General features: G+C 67.4%; 17 protein-coding genes and 1 pseudogene. 5 read left to right on the top strand and 13 right to left on the bottom strand.

Annotated features, from left to right (window positions below; all coding sequences use genetic code 11):
* Both AC07XP_RS00910 and AC07XP_RS00905 read right to left on the bottom strand, forming a co-directional pair.
* Positions 1-1008: pseudogene (locus AC07XP_RS00910) on the bottom strand (hypothetical protein); the annotation flags it as partial.
* 31 nt (positions 1009-1039) lie between these two features.
* Positions 1040-1744 carry a DUF3348 domain-containing protein gene (locus AC07XP_RS00905; RefSeq protein WP_495263506.1) on the bottom strand — a complete coding sequence of 235 codons (705 nt, stop codon included), beginning with the start codon at positions 1742-1744 and terminating at the stop codon, positions 1040-1042.
* Between the two features lie 596 nt (positions 1745-2340).
* Between AC07XP_RS00905 and AC07XP_RS00900 the strand changes: the two genes are divergently transcribed.
* From AC07XP_RS00900 to AC07XP_RS00880, 5 genes are all read left to right on the top strand, one after another.
* The gene (locus AC07XP_RS00900; RefSeq protein WP_495263505.1) at positions 2341-2538 is read left to right on the top strand and encodes a hypothetical protein; all 198 of its coding nucleotides are present in this window, start codon (positions 2341-2343) and stop codon (positions 2536-2538) included.
* Complete coding sequence (locus AC07XP_RS00895; RefSeq protein WP_095745833.1) at positions 2535-2717, top strand: hypothetical protein; 183 nt, start codon at positions 2535-2537, stop codon at positions 2715-2717. The genes AC07XP_RS00900 and AC07XP_RS00895 overlap by 4 nt, the downstream gene beginning before the upstream one ends.
* An 8-nt stretch (positions 2718-2725) precedes the next feature.
* Entirely contained in the window at positions 2726-3877 is a 1152-nt protein-coding gene (locus AC07XP_RS00890) for a calcium:cation antiporter (protein WP_495263504.1), read from the top strand.
* Positions 3878-4224: 347 nt separating this feature from the next.
* Positions 4225-5913: a sensor histidine kinase gene (locus tag AC07XP_RS00885; RefSeq protein WP_495263503.1), complete on the top strand. Its 1689-nt coding sequence runs from the start codon at positions 4225-4227 to the stop codon at positions 5911-5913.
* A 32-nt stretch (positions 5914-5945) separates the two neighbouring features.
* Complete coding sequence (locus AC07XP_RS00880; RefSeq protein ID WP_095745836.1) at positions 5946-6641, top strand: response regulator; 696 nt, start codon at positions 5946-5948, stop codon at positions 6639-6641.
* Positions 6642-6683: 42 nt separating this feature from the next.
* Here the strand turns inward: AC07XP_RS00880 and AC07XP_RS00875 are convergent, their stop codons facing one another.
* From AC07XP_RS00875 to AC07XP_RS00825, 11 genes are all read right to left on the bottom strand, one after another.
* Positions 6684-7601 (bottom strand): type II secretion system F family protein, encoded by a 918-nt coding sequence (locus tag AC07XP_RS00875; protein ID WP_495263502.1) that lies wholly within the window; start codon positions 7599-7601, stop codon positions 6684-6686.
* A 12-nt stretch (positions 7602-7613) separates the two neighbouring features.
* The gene (locus AC07XP_RS00870) at positions 7614-8603 is read right to left on the bottom strand and encodes a type II secretion system F family protein (RefSeq protein WP_095947067.1); all 990 of its coding nucleotides are present in this window, start codon (positions 8601-8603) and stop codon (positions 7614-7616) included.
* Between the two features lie 9 nt (positions 8604-8612).
* Positions 8613-9992: a TadA family conjugal transfer-associated ATPase gene (locus tag AC07XP_RS00865; protein WP_495263501.1), complete on the bottom strand. Its 1380-nt coding sequence runs from the start codon at positions 9990-9992 to the stop codon at positions 8613-8615.
* A gap of 42 nt (positions 9993-10034) precedes the next feature.
* The gene (locus AC07XP_RS00860; RefSeq protein ID WP_495263500.1) at positions 10035-11186 is read right to left on the bottom strand and encodes a CpaE/TadZ family protein; all 1152 of its coding nucleotides are present in this window, start codon (positions 11184-11186) and stop codon (positions 10035-10037) included.
* 19 nt (positions 11187-11205) lie between these two features.
* Complete coding sequence (locus AC07XP_RS00855) at positions 11206-11634, bottom strand: TadE/TadG family type IV pilus assembly protein (protein ID WP_095947064.1); 429 nt, start codon at positions 11632-11634, stop codon at positions 11206-11208.
* Positions 11631-12089, bottom strand: a complete 459-nt coding sequence (locus tag AC07XP_RS00850; RefSeq protein WP_495263499.1) for a TadE/TadG family type IV pilus assembly protein — start codon at positions 12087-12089, stop codon at positions 11631-11633. Before AC07XP_RS00850 ends, AC07XP_RS00855 begins: the two co-directional genes overlap by 4 nt.
* 5 nt (positions 12090-12094) lie before the next feature.
* Positions 12095-13366, bottom strand: coding sequence for a pilus assembly protein TadG-related protein (locus AC07XP_RS00845; RefSeq protein ID WP_495263498.1), 1272 nt, complete (start codon positions 13364-13366; stop codon positions 12095-12097).
* A 41-nt stretch (positions 13367-13407) separates the two neighbouring features.
* On the bottom strand, positions 13408-13584 hold the full coding sequence (locus tag AC07XP_RS00840; protein WP_495263497.1) for a Flp family type IVb pilin: 177 nt from the start codon (positions 13582-13584) through the stop codon (positions 13408-13410).
* 106 nt (positions 13585-13690) lie between these two features.
* Positions 13691-13900, bottom strand: a complete 210-nt coding sequence (locus AC07XP_RS00835) for a Flp family type IVb pilin (protein WP_095947061.1) — start codon at positions 13898-13900, stop codon at positions 13691-13693.
* Between the two features lie 138 nt (positions 13901-14038).
* On the bottom strand, positions 14039-14332 hold the full coding sequence (locus AC07XP_RS00830; protein WP_095947060.1) for a hypothetical protein: 294 nt from the start codon (positions 14330-14332) through the stop codon (positions 14039-14041).
* An 11-nt stretch (positions 14333-14343) separates the two neighbouring features.
* Positions 14344-15804 (bottom strand): type II and III secretion system protein family protein, encoded by a 1461-nt coding sequence (locus AC07XP_RS00825; RefSeq protein ID WP_095947059.1) that lies wholly within the window; start codon positions 15802-15804, stop codon positions 14344-14346.
* Positions 15805-15868: the final 64 nt, after the last annotated feature.

The raw sequence follows: 15868 nt of genomic DNA, 5'->3' as shown, positions 1-15868 counted from the left end.
CCCGGTGTAGGCGGCTTCGGTCTTCTGGTGGAAGGTGTCCTGGCTGGCGACGAGGCGTTCGTTGATCGACTGGCTCTGGCGCTCCATCGCGGCCATCATGGTCTGCAGCTGGCCGACCAGTTCGGGCATCACCTTCGCCACCGGCTGGATGGTTTCGCCGGCGATGCGCGCGCTGTCGGCCAGGCTGTCCTTGAGCGAGCGGTCGACCGAGGCGGCGAGCCCCGTGTAGGCGGCTTCGGTCTTCTGGTGGAAGGTGTCCTGGCTGGCGACGAGGCGTTCGTTGATCGACTGGCTCTGGCGGTCCATCGCGGCCACCATGGCCTGCAGCTGGTCGACCAGCGCGGGCATCGCGTGGGCCTGTTGCTGCATCAGCTTGAACGACTCTTCGCGGCGGTGCGCCAGCGAATGGCCGCGCAGCGACGTGGCGATGAGCGTGTCGAGCGACTGCCCGGCCAGCAGGCGTTCGCGCCGGCACAGTGCCGAGGCCAGGCCCAGCATGGCCGATGCGGCCACGCCCGCCACCGAGGTGCCGAAGGCCAGGCCCAGGCCGCGCACGGGCGCCGACAGCGAGTTGCGGATGGCCTGCACGTCGGTCGCGCTTTCGAGCGCCAGCCCCGTGCCGTTGAGCGTGACCACCATGCCCAGGAAGGTGCCCAGCATGCCCAGCAGCACCAGCAGGCCCGCGAGGTACGGCGTGAGCGCCGGGCCCGGCAGGCCGACGCGCTCGCCCTCGATGCGCAGGCGCACCGCGTTTCGCAGCGAGGGATGCAGGCCGGCGAGCCAGTCGCCGAGGCTCGTCGGCGGCGCCGACAGGTCGTTCACCGCATGCGACAGCGTGCCGGTGGCCTGGTGGAAGCGGTGCAGCTCCAGCGCACCCATCAGGTAGAACGCGCCGATCAGCGCCGTGATCACCAGGGCCAGCGGGTTGTGGCCGACATAGCTGGCACCGACCCAGCACACGACGGCCAGGCCCACGAGGAAGACGGCGTAATGGAAAAATCTGTTCATGGAAGCTTGTTGTCTCTTGTAGGGCGGCACGCTAGCGGTCGCGAAGGGCCTCGAGCAGGCCTTCGACCGGTTGCATGCGAATGTCCAGCTCGGCCCGCAGCACGCTTTGCATGTCACGGCCGAACACGTCCAGCCAGCCGGCGGCGGCGGTCGCTGGCGGCTGGGGGTTGTCGGGATTGGCGTCCTGCGCGGCCTGATGGGCCTCACGCAAACGCTTGAAATGTTTCTCCAGCAGCGTGGGCACGCTCGCCAGCAGGCTGCGTTCGCGCGCGCCCACCACCTGTTCCAGGATGGCGTCCACCGCGGCCAGCCGGGCCAACTCGGGCGAGCGGGTGGCGAGCCGGGCCCGCAGGCGCGCGCGCAGCGGTTCGATGGCTGTTTCCATGGCCTGTTGCCGCGCGAAGTAGCGGCGGCGGTACGGCGGAAAGTCGTCGTTCGCGCCCGGCAGCACCGAGGCCACGCCGCCGTCTGCATTGCCCTTGGCCAGCGCGGCCTTCAGGCGCGCGCACTCCTGCGCCTCCTCGGCGCCCTCGGACGCCCGGGCGCCGGACACGGCGACGCCCAGATCGGAATCCAAAGCTGCAGACAAGGAGATGGCGTCGGTCCAACTGAACCACTGACTCAAACGATCCGCGAGGGCTTGCCTGGATTCGGGAACGTCGATGTCGCTCAATTGAGCGAGCAAGCGAGTGAGCGCCGAGCCGGTGAAGCCTGTGCGCCGTGACACTTGCACCATACCGCGAGAGAGGGAGAAAACCGGGCAGTTTACACCGGTCAACTGGCGGCTTTCCCTCTGTGAACTGGTGCACAGGAAGCGCGGGAGAAGTGAAACGGGGTGTGACCGAAACCGAGAAAAACGGGGCGCGAATACCTAAATCAGGTGAGTGTGCTTGTTTACATTTGTCGTAAGAATGAATACTTTCAATTCCCAGTAGCCGAAGAGCCGCAGAGCTTGGTCAGGGTGGGATCTGGACAGCATGGTCACTCTGACAAATGTCGTCGACTCATTCGGTTTCCGCCTGCCCCTGCCATCTTCAGGACATGGACCGCCAGCCGCGCAGAGGGTGGATGCGCCTGCTGCCCTGGCTGCGCCTGTACCGCTGCTCGAGTTGCAGCAAGATGCGGCTCCTGTCCAAGCAGAAGGTAGACAGCGCCCGCCTCCTGCATGCGGCCCAGGTGCGCGCACGCGGGGGCTGAGGGCGTCGGTTCCGATTTCCCTGCTATCATTTTTTCGTTCGCGCGCCCTGCGCGAACCGGGCCGAGGACGACCTCGGTCTTGCACCTCCACCTTGCAAGGGACGGCCCTTTCCTGACTTCTCGCGAAGTTTCGACATGGCCGCACTGCTCCCTTCCTGGCGCTTCGCTGCGCAACGCTTCTTCTCCCGTTTCCGTCTTCCTCACGCTCCCGGACCGGAGGCCTTCCGGTTGACGATCGGCGCCGTGCGCCTGCACGTGCGCACGGGCGCGACCCGGCTGTCCTACCGCGCCGAATGCCCGCGCGCGCCCACCGCATCGGGGGCCGCGCGATGAACGGTCTTGATCTGCACTGGCCCGCGCTGACCATGGCGGTGGCGCTGGCCTACGCTGCCTGGCATGCGCGCCGCGAAGGCTGCGAACCGCGCGACGTGAAGGCCCTGTGGGCCGCCAGCGGGCTGAGCCTGGCCGGCAGCGGCCTCTTGGCCCTGGCTTCCCTCTTGATGTCGGAGTGACAACGCCCATGACAACAACACCCTCCCCCGCCCGCCTCGTGCCGCCCGCCACCTGGGCCCTGATCGCCGCCGCCTGGCTCGTGGTCGGGCTCTTCGTGGCCTTCGGCGACCGCTGGCTGGCCGCGCCGATCAGCCCCGTGGTGGCCGGCTGCGTCTTCCTGGCGCTGTTCGTCACCATCCTGGCCGCCTCGTTCGGCGTGGTGCGCGAGGCAGACCACCTGGCGCACCAGCTGGGCGAGCCGTACGGCACGCTGATCCTGACGCTCTCGATCGTGTCGATCGAGGTGATCCTCATCGCCTCGGTGCTGCTCGGCCCCGGCGAGTTTCCGACCATCGGGCGCGACTCGATCTTCGCCGTGATGATGATCATCCTGAACCTCGTCATCGGCATCTGCCTGATCGCGGGCGCGGCACGCCACGGCGACCAGGAATACAACGCGCAGGGCGCCGGTGCCTACCTGTCGATGATCGTGCTGCTGACCGGCACGGCGCTGGTGCTGCCCAACCACACCTCGGGCGCGGGCGAGTTCACGCCGGTGCAGGCGATCGGCATGTCGGTGCTCACAGCCGTGCTGTACGGCGCCTTTCTCTGGATGCAGATGCGCAGCCACCAGCGCTTCTTCATCCAGCCGGCGCCGGGGCAGATGTCGGTGCGGACGATCGCGCCCTCGCCTGCGGTACAGGCCAGTCACGGCGCCCTGGACAAGCGCGCCGTGGTCGTTCGCTCGCTGCTGTTGCTCGCGATGATCCTGCCCATCGTGCTGCTCGCGCACTACCTCGCCGTGGTCACCGACTACGGCATTGCCGCGGCCGGCGTGCCCGCGGCCGTGGGCGGCGTGCTCATCGCCATCATCGTGTTCACGCCCGAGTCGATCACCGCCGTGCGCGCCGCGATGAACAACGAGATGCAGCGCGCCATCAACCTGTGCCTGGGCGCCTTCGTCTCCACCGTGGGGCTCACGGTGCCTGCCGTGCTGGTCATCGGACTGGTCACGGGCAAGCAGGTGCTCATGGGCATCTCGGGCGCGGAAACCCTGCTGTTCGCGGTGACGGCGGTGCTGAGCCTGCTGAGCTTCAACGGGCAGCGCACCTCGCCGATCCAGGGGCTCATGCACCTGATGCTGTTTGCGGTGTACGGGATGCTGCTTTTCCTGCCCTGAGGCCGCGCAACGGGGTTACCCCGCGGCCTGCGCCTTCGCAAAGGCAGGCGGACGCCCCGTTGAGGTACCTCGCCCTCTCCGAGGCCTCCCCAACCGGCACCACGCCCTCTCGCCGCCCTGTGCAGCGGCCTCATTTATCCGCATGCAATCCAATGCAAATATAGTTACCAAACGTTAATGGAACGAGATTTCAATTGCATCTGAACACCAAAGTAGTAATGTGAACTCGTCACACGTTGTGGTCTCTGGCAAGAAAAATGTATTCCAAACTGTCACTGCCGAGCGCTCCCGTCCGTACCGCGATCTCCCGCGGTGCCTGACATGGTCCATGCACCGGATGCATCCCCATGCGAGCGCACGGCTCCGCCCCCAGCCTCGACGCCAGCCTGGCGGCGGATGCGCTCATGGTGGGACGCATGCGGCTCGTGCTGTCGATCTCGGCCCTGCTGGCGATCACGGTCGACGCCGCCGATAGCCGGCAGCAGGTCCCCCCGGCGGTCTGGCTGGCCTTCTTTGGTTACATCCTTCACAGCCTGCTGATCCACGTCTGCACGGCGGTGGGGCGGCCCTACTTCCAGGGCCGAACCATCCACTGGTCCGACGTGCTGTGGTTCACGCTGATCATGGCAGTGACCGACGGCACCCACAGCCTGTTCTTCCTTTTCTACTTCTTCGCCATCCTCACCTCGTCGTTCCGCTGGGGCTTCGAGGAAGGCGCCCGCGTGACGATCGCCTCGGTCGCCTCGTTCGCCGCCTGCGGACTGGCCACGGGCACGGACGACACGCCGCAGCTGCTGATGCGCACCGCCTTCCTGCTGGCGCTCGGGCACATGATCGTGTACTGGGGCGGCTCCAAGCTGGCGCTGCAACGGCGCCTTGCGCTGCTGGGCGAGGTGAGCCAGCTGTCGAACCCGCGCTTCGGCGCCGGACGCACCATCGCCCGCACGATGGAGCGCACGCTGGCCTTCTTCAGGGCCAGCCACTGCATCCTGCTGACGCGCGACCGCGCCACCGGCACCTGGCTGCTGCGCACGCTGCGCGAGGACGACACCTGCGAGCAGGTGAGCATCGAGACCATCGGCCGCCTCGCGGAATCGCCGCTCATGGCCCTGACGCCCGACAGCGTCGTGCTCAGCAACCGCCTGCCCTGGCCGCTGAACCACCTGCGCGCGCAGCACCGTGTCTTCGAAGCGGGCACCACCGCCTGGCGCAGCGCCGACGAAGCCGGTGCGCAGCACTGCACCACCATCGCCGCCCTGCTGGAGGCGCGGGCCTTCATCAGCGCGCCGCTGCCGATGCGCCTGGGCGAAGGCCGGGTGTTCATCTCGTCGCGCGACGGGCGGCTGGGCAAGTCCGACGCGCTGTTCCTCGCCCACCTCATGGAACAGATCTTCCCGGTCATCGAGACCATCGAGGTGCTCGACCGCATGGCCTCCGAAGCCGCATCGACGGAGCGCCTGAAGATCGCGCTCGACCTGCACGACACGGCCATCCAGCCCTACATCGGCTTGCGCATGGGCCTGTGCGCGCTGCGCAAGCGGGCCGCCGCCGACAACCCGCTGCGCGAAGACCTGGACAAGCTCGCGGACGTGGCCGACGGCGTGATCGCCGACCTGCGCCGCTACGCGGGCGAAGTCAGGCACGGTGCGAACGACGACCCCGGTGGGCTCGTGCGGCCCCACCTGGAACGCCAGGCCGCGCGGATCAAGGGCCTGTACGGCATCGACATCGACATCGTGATGGCCGTCGACGGCCCGCTGCACCTGGACGACCGCGTGACCGCGGAGCTGCTGCAGATGGTGAGCGAAGGGCTGAACAACATCTGCAAGCACACCCATGCGCGCCACGGCAGCGTGCGCATCGACTGCAAGAACGGCCAGCTGGCGTTGTGCATCGAGAACGACGCCTGCCAGGAAAGCTTCACCGCCTTCCACCCCCGCTCTCTCACCGAGCGCGCCGCGGCCCTGGGCGGCCAGGCGCATGTCGACCGATGCGCGAATGGCGGCACGGCGGTACGGATCGAAATCCCGATCTGACCGCCCGCCGCAGACACAGGAAGGAGTCCGTCATGCAAACCCTCGACCATCCCGACCATCCCATTGCCGTGCTGCTCGTGGACGACCACAAGACCATGCTGTGGGGCCTGTCGAAGCTGATCGACGGCGAACAGCCGCGCATGAAGGTGGTCGGCACGGCCAGCTGTTGCGACGAAGCGGTGGCCACGGCGCAAAGCCTCGCGCCCGATGTCATCGTGCTCGACCTCGACCTGGACGGCCACAGCGCGCTGGACATCCTGCCCCGGCTGCTGACCAACGAGGTGTCGCGCGTGATGGTGCTGACGGCCGAGAAAGAGCAGCGCACGCTCGACCTGGCCATACTGCGCGGCGCGCGCGGCGTGGTGGGCAAGGACGCCTCGGCGCAGCAGCTGCTCGACGCCATCGAGCGCGTGTTCCGCGGCGAGCTGTGCGTCGACGCGCAGACCATGGGCCGCGTCTTCTCCGAACTCACGTCGGCCAGGAAGCCGCCGAAGGCCGACCCCGACACGGCGCGCCAGGCCACGCTGACGCACAAGGAGCGCGAGATCATCCGGATCGTCGCGACGGGCTGCGGCGCCTCCAACAAGGCGCTCGCCGAGCGCGCCTTCGTCACCGAGCACACGCTGCGCAATCACCTGTGCGCGATCTACCAGAAGCTGGGCGTCACGAACCGGCTCGAGCTGTACATCTACGCGATCAAGCACCAGCTCGACACGCTGGCGGCCTGATCCGCTGCAGCGGCGCACGCGGTGCGCCGCGTGCGCGCCCTCTCAAAGCTGCCCGCCGCTCAGCATCGGCCCGATCATCCGGACCACGCGGATCACCGCCGGCGTGAGGATCACGAGCGAGATGCACGGGAAGATGCACAGCACCAGCGGCAGCAGCATCTTGGTCGGCACCTTCGCCGCCAGCTCCTCGGCGCGCACCTGGCGCTTGTGGCGCAGGTCGTCCGAAAACACGCGCAGCGACTCTCCGATGCTGGTGCCGAAGCGGTCCGCCTGGGTCAGCATGGTGGCGAAGGTGCCTATTTCTTCCACGCCGGTGCGCAGCGCCAGGTTGCGCAGCGACTTCTCGCGCGTGCCGCCGGCGCGCATTTCCAGGTTGGTCCAGTGCAGTTCCTGCGCGAGCGCCTGGCTCTTGATCTTGATTTCCTCGGTGACCTTGGCCAGCCCGGCGTCCAGCCCGAGCCCCGCCTCCACACACACCAGCATGAGGTCGGCGGCGTCGGGAAAGTTCTCGAAGATCTCGCGGCGCCGAGCGCGGATGCGCAGGCGCAGCACCAGGTTGGGCAGGTAGCAGCCGGCCAGCGCGGCCAGCGCAAGCCACAGCAGCATCGTCATGCCGCCCTCCGACCCCGTCGCTTGCAACATGAGGAACGCGACGGCCGCAAAGCCCAGCGGCAGCAGCGTCTTCAGGCCGAAGTACATGAGGTACGCATCCGGATGGCGGATGCCGGCGTTCAGGAAGCGCACGCGCAGCGGCGACAGGTCGGCGTCGCCGGTCGGGGACGACAACTGCGCGAACGGGCCTACGAGCTTGACGGCCGTCTCGGTCCAGGCCGACTTGCCGGACGACGGCGCCACCGCCTGCAGCCGCTGCGCGGTGCGCGTCGGGGACAGCCACGCCGCCAGGCCGATGACCGCCAGCGACACGGACAGAAAAACCAGGATGGGAAACAGCATGGCCATGGCGCTTCTCCTTCAGACGTGGATCTTCACGATCTTGCGCAGGAGCACGATGCCCACCAGCATCAGCACCAGCATGTAGCGCAGCACCGTCTGGCCGATCGGGTCGGTCCACAGCGGCGCCATGAATTCGGGATTGAAGATGTTCATGAGCCCCGCCAGGGCGAACGGCATGAGGCCCAGGATCCAGGCCGACAGCCGCCCTTCGGACGACAGCACCCGCACCCGCGCGAGCAGCTTGAAGCGCGCGCGGATGAGCCGGCTCAGGTTGCCCAGCACCTCCGTCAGGTTGCCGCCCGAATCGCGCTGGATCAGCACCGACACCACGAAGTAGCGCAGGTCGGTGAGCGGCACGCGCTCGCTGAGGTTGGTCAGCGCCTGCTGCAGCGAGACGCCGAAATTCACCTCGTCGGCCACCAGGCGGAACTCGCTGGCGATCGGCTCGGGCATTTCCTCGCCGATCATCTGCACGCCGCTGGCAAAGGAATGGCCCGCGCGCAGCGCGCGCGTCACGAGATCCAGCGCGTCCGGCAGCTGCTTCTCGAGGCGCTCCAGCCGGCGGCTGCGCTGATGCTGCAGGTACAGCACGGGAAGCACCGCCGCCACGGCCCCGGCCAGCAGCGCCAGCCACACGGGCTGGTGTGCGAGCCACACGGCGAAGAACGCGAACACGCCGAGCGCACCGCAGGCCAGCAAAAAGCTGGACACCGTCCAGTCCAGCCCTGCCTGCAGGATGAAGCGGTCCAGCCGGTGCGCCCGCGGCAGCGCCAGCAACTGGCGCTGCATCCAGGGCACGTCGCTGAGCATGCGTTCCTTGGCGAGATGGGCCTGCGGCGTGCGGTCGACCGCGGCGGACATCGCCTGCAGCCGCTTCTCGATCTTGCGCGCGTCGGGCCCCTTGTAGGACCGCCACAGCAGGTAGAGCCCCTCGATCATGAGCAGCGCGGTCACGAAGACCAGCACCGTGACCGTGATCAGCGTGTCACCACCCAGGTTGTCGAACATGGCGAGCTCCTATTCGTAGTGCTTTTCAGGATCGAAGATGCTGTCGGGCAGCTCCACGCCGTACGCGTGCAGCCGCTCCATGAACTTCGGCCGGACACCGGTCGCCTGGAAATGGCCGCGCACCTGGCCGTCGGGACCCATGCCCGTCTGGTGGAAGGTGAAGATCTCCTGCATGGTGACGATCTCGCCCTCCATGCCGGTAATCTCCTGGATGCTGGTGACCTTGCGCCGCCCGTCGACCAGCCGCAACACCTGGACCACCACCGTGATCGCCGAGGCGATCTGCTGGCGCACGGTGCGGTGCGGCAGGTTCAGGTTCGCCATGCCGATCATGTTTTCCAACCGCGCCAGCGCATCGCGCGGCGAATTGGCGTGGATGGTGGTCAGCGAGCCTTCGTGGCCCGTGTTCATGGCCTGCAGCATGTCGACCGCCTCGGCGCCGCGCACCTCGCCGATCACGATGCGGTCGGGCCGCATGCGCAGCGCGTTGCGCACCAGCGCGCGCTGCGTGATCTCTCCCTTGCCTTCGATGTTCATCGGCCGCGTCTCCATGCGCGCGACGTGCGGCTGCTGCAGCTGGAGTTCGGCCGCATCTTCGATGGTGATGATGCGTTCGGTCTCCGGAATGAAGCCCGAGAGAATGTTCAGCAGCGTGGTCTTCCCTGCCCCGGTGCCGCCCGAAATCAGCATGTTGACCTTGGCCTGGGCCAGGCCCTCGAGCATCTGCGCCATCGGCGGCGTGAGCGACTTGAGATCGCCCACTAGGTTGGCCATGCGCAGCGGGATCTTTGCGAAGCGACGGATCGACATCATCGGCCCGTCGAGCGCTACCGGCGCGATGACGGCGTTGACCCGCGAGCCGTCGGGAAGCCGCGCATCGACCATCGGGCTGGACTCGTCGATGCGCCGCCCCACCAGCGAGACGATCTTGTCGATGATGCGCAGCAGGTGCTTCTCGTCGGTGAAGCTCACGTTGGTCAGCTCCAGCCGGCCCCGGCGCTCCACGTAGATCTGGTCCGGCGAGTTGACCAGGATGTCCGAGACGGTCGGGTCGGCCATCAGCAGCTCGATCGGTCCGAAGCCCAGCATCTCGTGCTGGATGTCGCGGATCAGCGTGCGCCGCTCGATGTCGTTGAGCGCCTCGGGCTCTTCCTGCAGCAGCCGCCCGACCATGGTCGAGATTTCCTGGCGCAGGGCGTCGGGCTGGAGGGTTTCGAGCGCCGCCAGGTCGAAGCGGTCCAGCAGCTTCAGGTGCATGCGCTCCTTCAGCAGCTTGTAGGTGTCCGAGGCGAAAGGCGACGTGGTCAGCTCGAGGACCGGCCCTGCTGGCCCCGCCGGCCGCGCGCCCGCATCGCTGTCGATCGCATTGAGTTGGTCCCTGAATGACATGTTGGCACCTCCGCCTGGGTATTGATGGGAATCCGCCCTGTCTCAGGCACGGCGGAACAGCCGCCCCATGAAGCCGGGCGTCGCCTCCGGCCGCGGGCTGAGCGTGTGGGCGATCTCGTCCAGGCGCTTGGCGAGTGCGCTGCCGCGCGACATCTCCGCCAGCGGCACGCCGCGGTTGATGGAGGCGTCGACGTCCTTGCCGCCGTCCGGCACCGTTGTGAACGTCGCGCCGGGCAACGACCGGCGCATGTCCGACAGCCCGATCTCGCCGCCGCCGGTGCTGCGGTTCACCAGCAGCTCGACCTTGCCGGTGGCGTAGCCGAGCGACTTGAACACCTGCATCAGGCGCGTCACGTTGCGGATGTGGGGCAGGCTGGTCTGCATCACGGGAAAGATGCGCTCCGCGCGGTCGAGCACGCGCAGCGTGAGCGTGTCGATGCGCGTGCCGAGGTCGAAGATCACGAAGTCGTACTGCGCGAGCGCCACCTGCAGGATGGCGTCGATGTGTTCGGCCTTGACGTCCATCGCGCGCGCCAGGTCCTCGGGCGCGGGCAGGATGCTGTAGCTCGGCGACACGCGCACCACGCTCGCCGCCAGCAGCGAGGCGTCGAGGCGCCCGATGTCTCGCGCCACGTCAGCCATCGTCGCGGTCGGGCGCAGGTCGCTCACATACGACAGCGCATCGCCGAATTGCAGGTTCAGGTCGATCAGCAGCACCGAGCGCTCGCGCGACAGCTGGTGCGCGATGTTGGTCGCGAGAAAGGTCGCGCCGCTGCCGCCCTTGCAGGGCATGAACGCAACCACCCGCCCGGGGCTGCGCGCCTGCGAACCGGCCATCTTGAGCGCGATGCGATCGACGGTGGCCTCGAGCGCGGTGGTGTCGGCGGGCGATGGCAGCACCTCGCGCACGCCCGCGCGCATCGCGTGAATCAGGAACTCGGGCGTCTGCATCGCGCACAGCAGCACCACCGCCACCGCCGGATGCCGAAGCGTCAGGGCCTCCACCAGCGAGAGCTCCTGCGGGTCGCAGCACATGCCGTCGACCAGCAGCAGGTCGGGTGCGACCTTGTCGACGACCGCCTGCATCCGGCTCTTGCCGCCTTCGAAGAGCGACACGGCATGGCCGCGCGGCTCCAGCACCTTGCGCATGTCCTGCAGGTGGTTCGGATTGGGGGAAACGATGGCGATCTTCATGGTCGTGTCCGGTGTGCTGTTAGGAACAGATGGCCGCGCTGTTCGGATCCCTGCGCATGACCTCGCGCGGCAGATACGTGGAGAACCCAGGCATGGGGATCAGCGGCGCCGCGGCGCCCACGATGGGAGAAATCCACTGGTAGTTCAGGCCGGTGATGCCGACCGTGACACCCTGGCACGTGGCCGCCGTGCAGCCCGAAGGCTCCCACGTCACCGACACCGTGTTGATCTGTGGCAGCAGCGCCTGCATCCGAGCGAGCACCTGGGCCTGGTAGGCGGTGTCGTCGCACACCACCGCATACCGGGCTCCCGCGCGCGTTGCCTCCTGGGCTGCGCTCCACATGAACAGCATGCGCGAGAAGTCGACGATACCGAGCACGAGCATCAGGAAGATGAGCAGACCCAAGGCGAATTCGACGGTGGTCGCGCCCTTGACGTGGTGTCTCATGACGGAGCCCTCATGGTGGCGGTGATGTCGCTGAAGACGATGTTGCCGTTCGCTCCGGTGAGAACGACGCCCATCACCGAAGGGAACAGCGAATGAAAGGCGTAGCTGCTGACGCGCACCGTGACCGTGGTGATGATCGGGTTGGCTCCTGCTGCCTGCCAGGTGCAGCAGCTTCCGGCGGGCACGTTCGAAAGGCTCAGCCCGCGTGCCAGCGGTGTTCCGGTGCCGGCGATGTTGCCGTACACGATCAGGTTGCGCGCCTCGGCGATGTGCGTGCCGGGCGTCTGCACCGACAGGTAGCGCACCGCATCGCGGGTCGACTTGACGACCGTGTTGTACTCGTACACCGCACGGCCGAACTCTGTGGTGATAAAGGTCAGCAGCAGCAGCAGCGGCGTGATGAGCGCCAGCTCGATCAGCGCGGCGCCATGCTGGGTGCGATGGGAATTTCTCATGATGGTCACCTCACCAGGACCGGAACCAGCGGGCCTGCCGATCCACCGGCCAGCCCGCTGGTGGTGCAGGGGCTTGCGGCGGCTCCCGCGTTGCCGAGGAATTCCAGTTGCGTGTCGGTCATCGGAATGCTCAGCGGCTGCAGCATCAGCATGCAGAGGTAGTCGATCACGTGGTTGCCGCCGTCGATGACCGGCACCGTGACGAAGCGGCGGTCCATGCCGTACTGCATGTGGCCTCCGGCCACGTTGCCGGGCGTGGCCAGCTTCTGGAAGCTGTTGAGCGACAACCCGGTGATCGACTCGCAGCTGTTCGCACCCTTCACCTTGGTGCCGGTGTCCGCGCAGGACGCGAAAGCGGCTCGCTTGGTCACGAAGTTCTGGGCGGTGGGGTCTGCGCCACCGCCTGGCGCGCCGGTATAGGCATTGAACTGCGCGGGCCAGTTGAGCGAGGTGTAGGCATAGCCGGTGTAGTCGGGCCGATCCACGCTCGGATCGCCGCTGTTCTTGTAGATGCCGAAGCGCTGGTTCCAGGTGTCGGCCACCGAGGTCTGCACGCCAGGGGTGCCGATCGTGTCGCCCACCCTGGCGCCACAACGGCCGTTGAGCTCGGCTTCGGTTTCCGAGGCGCTGTTGCTGCCGTCGAGGTTGGCCCAGCCGATCTGGCCGCCCGTGGCCGCGTTCTGCGCCATGATGAGCGTCACCCATTCGCCGACGGCAAAGCCGTAGTTCGGCGCCGTGCCGCCCGGCTTCGGCTTCGCCGCGACCGGAATGGGGCATGCGGTCTGTGCGCTCGCGCGGGTGGCGACGGCGCTCGCCGCCACGCTGCGTGTCGCGGGGTTGCCGGCGGTGTCGCCCGAGAAGGCGCCGATGGCCTGCATCAGCCACATTCTGATGTTGGGCTGGCTGTGCGCGCACTGTGCGTAGACGGCCGCGGTGGGAACGCTCGTGGGCACATAGGAAGCGTCGCGGAACGTGACTTCGGTGGCCAGAATCTGGCCCTGCCCGCCCCAGGTGGCCGACTGCATGTTCACCCGGTTCGCGTTGCCGGCCGTCTGGCCGGCGCTCTTGCCCCGCGTGATCGCCGAGCTCGTCTTGTCGAGCTCGCGCGCCGCGGCCAGCGCGCAGCTGTCCACCGCTGTCTGCAGCTCGGTCCTGACGACGAACAAATGGCCGAAATCGAGCGCAATGCCCATGAAGCCGAGCAGGAACAACAGGAACAGCGCGGCCGTGACGATCATCGCGCCGCGCTGGCGGCGAGGGGTGCGGCGGGCTTTCATGATCGGACCTCTTGTTGGACGATGGAGAAGACGTTTCTGCCCTACACGCAGCCGGAGCCGCTCAGGCAGACGACGATCCGGGCGACGAGGGTTCCCAAATCCGCTGCGGTCACCAACGGCTGCAGCGCGAGCACCAATGCAATGGAGACGATGGCGATGATCAGCGCGTACTCCACGACCTGAGCACCGCTTTCGTCTTTCAGGAATCTTTTGAACATGGTGATGACCTCGGCTCTTGTGAAGAAACAGTCGCGTGGAAACGGGTGAGAAGGTGGAGCGAAGCGAGCCGGAGGGGCCCTCCCCGCTCCCCTCCCTGAACGCCACTTAGACGCAGGGGCCCGGCCCGTTCAGGCACGTGTTGACGCGACCGATGAAGTTCGTGAAGGTGGCCCCTGTGGTGAGCAACCTCAACGCGATGACCAGCGCGATCGAGACGACCGCGATGATCAGCGCGTACTCGACGACCTGTGCGCCTTCTTCCTCGAGCATGAAGCCGCGTGTCGATTGGCCGATGGCCTTAAGAAAGTTTTTCATGGTTCTTTCCTTTCAAGGTTTGAACAGTTGGAAATCGGGTTTGAAAAAGAGTGGTGGTGGAAAAATGTCATTGCAATTCGTCGCGTTCTCCTTTCCATGTGAAGACTCGAGTGGAATGAACCCGCCTCACGCGGCCTGTCACTTTCCCGAGCCGCCGCTCTGGCTGCCGATGCCGCCGCCGATGTTGATGACGTTGGTCACCGGCGGTGGCGTCTTGTAGGACTCCTGGTACTGCACCATCGCCTCGCGCGACGCGCGGCCGTCCATGCCCGTGACGGGGTCGCCGTTCTTGCCGGCGTTCGGGTTCAGCGTCATCTTCTTTCTGGCGTCGCGCACGGCTTCGCCGAAGCGCGCGTCGTAGTGGGGCGTGACGCTCGAGCAGCCTGCAGCCAGGAGGCATGCGAGCACGAGGGGGGTCGATCGGATGAACATGGCGGGGCTCCTCACGGGGTTTCGCTGGCCGGGGCGGCCGGGGCCGGGGTGCTGCTTTCGAGGGCGCCGTTGAGGTAGATCTCGGCGCGGCTGGGAAGCACGTGGTTATCGGTCGGCACACGCGGCGACTCGGCCAGCGGGCGCACCAGGCGCGGCGTGATGACGAACATCAGCTCGGTCTGCTCGTTCTGGAACTCGGTGCTGCGGAACAGCGCGCCCATCACCGGCACTTCGCCCAGGCCCGGATAGCGCTTGATCGCCTCCGTCGCGTTGCTCTTGATGAGCCCGGCAATGACGAAGCTCTGTCCGTCGTTGAGCTGCACCGTGGTGTCGGCGCGCCGCACCGTGAGCGACGGCACGACGGACGTCACGCCCCCGACCGTGGTGAAGGGCGAGCCGGTCTGCGACAGGTCCGACACCTCCGACACCATCTTGAGATTGATGCGGTCGCCGTTGAGCACCGTCGGCATGAACTTGACGCCGATGCCGAACTCTTTTTCTTCCAGCGTGATGGTGCTCCCGATGCCGCTGCCACCGCTTTGCGCCACGGGGATGAAGATCTTTCCGCCCGACAGGAAGCTGGCCTGCTGGCCGCTGATGGCCATGATGTTGGGCTCGGCCAGGATGCGCACCAGGCCGTCGTCCTTCTGGCCGTCGATGGTCACCACGCCGCGGCCGATGCGCAGCGCCTCAACCAGGCCGCCTCCCGTGCTCAGGAAATTGGAGATCAGCGAGTAGTTGTGCAGGCCGCCGCCGCTCGTGCGCGAGTAGCCCACGCGCGAACCCAGCCGGTCGAGCAGCGTCTTGCTGACCTCGGCGATCTTCACCTCGAGCATCACCTGCTGAGGTGTCCCCACGCGCAGCAGGTTCACCACCTTCTTGCCGTCGGCACCATAGGCCGCGGCCAGGCTCATCACGTCGTCCAGCTTCAGCGCGTCGCTGATCTCGCCGGTGAGCACGATGGAGCGCTCGGCGCTGCGCACGCGGATGCGGCGCTCTTCGGGCATCAGCTCGGCCAGCTTGGCCTGCAGCGCCCCGGGATCGATGGTGACGATCACGTCCTTGATGTAGCAGGTGCCGTCGGCGCTTTGCAGCACTACGTTCATCGAGCCGGCCTGGCGGCCGCGGAAGAACAGGTCGGTCGGGCTCAGCAGCGTGACCTCGATGTCACCGACGCCATCGCTGCGGGGCTGGGGGGGCGCCGCCATGGCTGGGGCACCCTGCGCCGCCGCCGGCGCGGCCGCCTGGTTTTGGGGCTGGCCGCTGACCACGATGCGCACCACGCGCGCCTTCAACGGAATGACCACCGACTTACCGAGCACGGCATAGGTCGGGTCGGAGTCCGGAATGATGGCGGTGCAGCGCCGGCTGGCCGGGGCCGCGGGTGCTGCCGCAACCGTTGCAGCTGCCGCAGCAGGCGCAGGCATGGCGGCGGCCGTGGTGGGGGCGGCTGCCACGACCTCCGCGGCCATGGCGGGGGTCGCCACTGTCGCGAGGGTCGCCAGCAGACGGGCGATGGTTGTTGTGAGTGGGCGC

It is taken from the genome of Variovorax sp. GW531-E2 (genome assembly GCF_059423125.1).
Note: the sequence above shows the minus strand (reverse complement) of the source record. Positions and strands in the feature narration are given on the sequence as shown.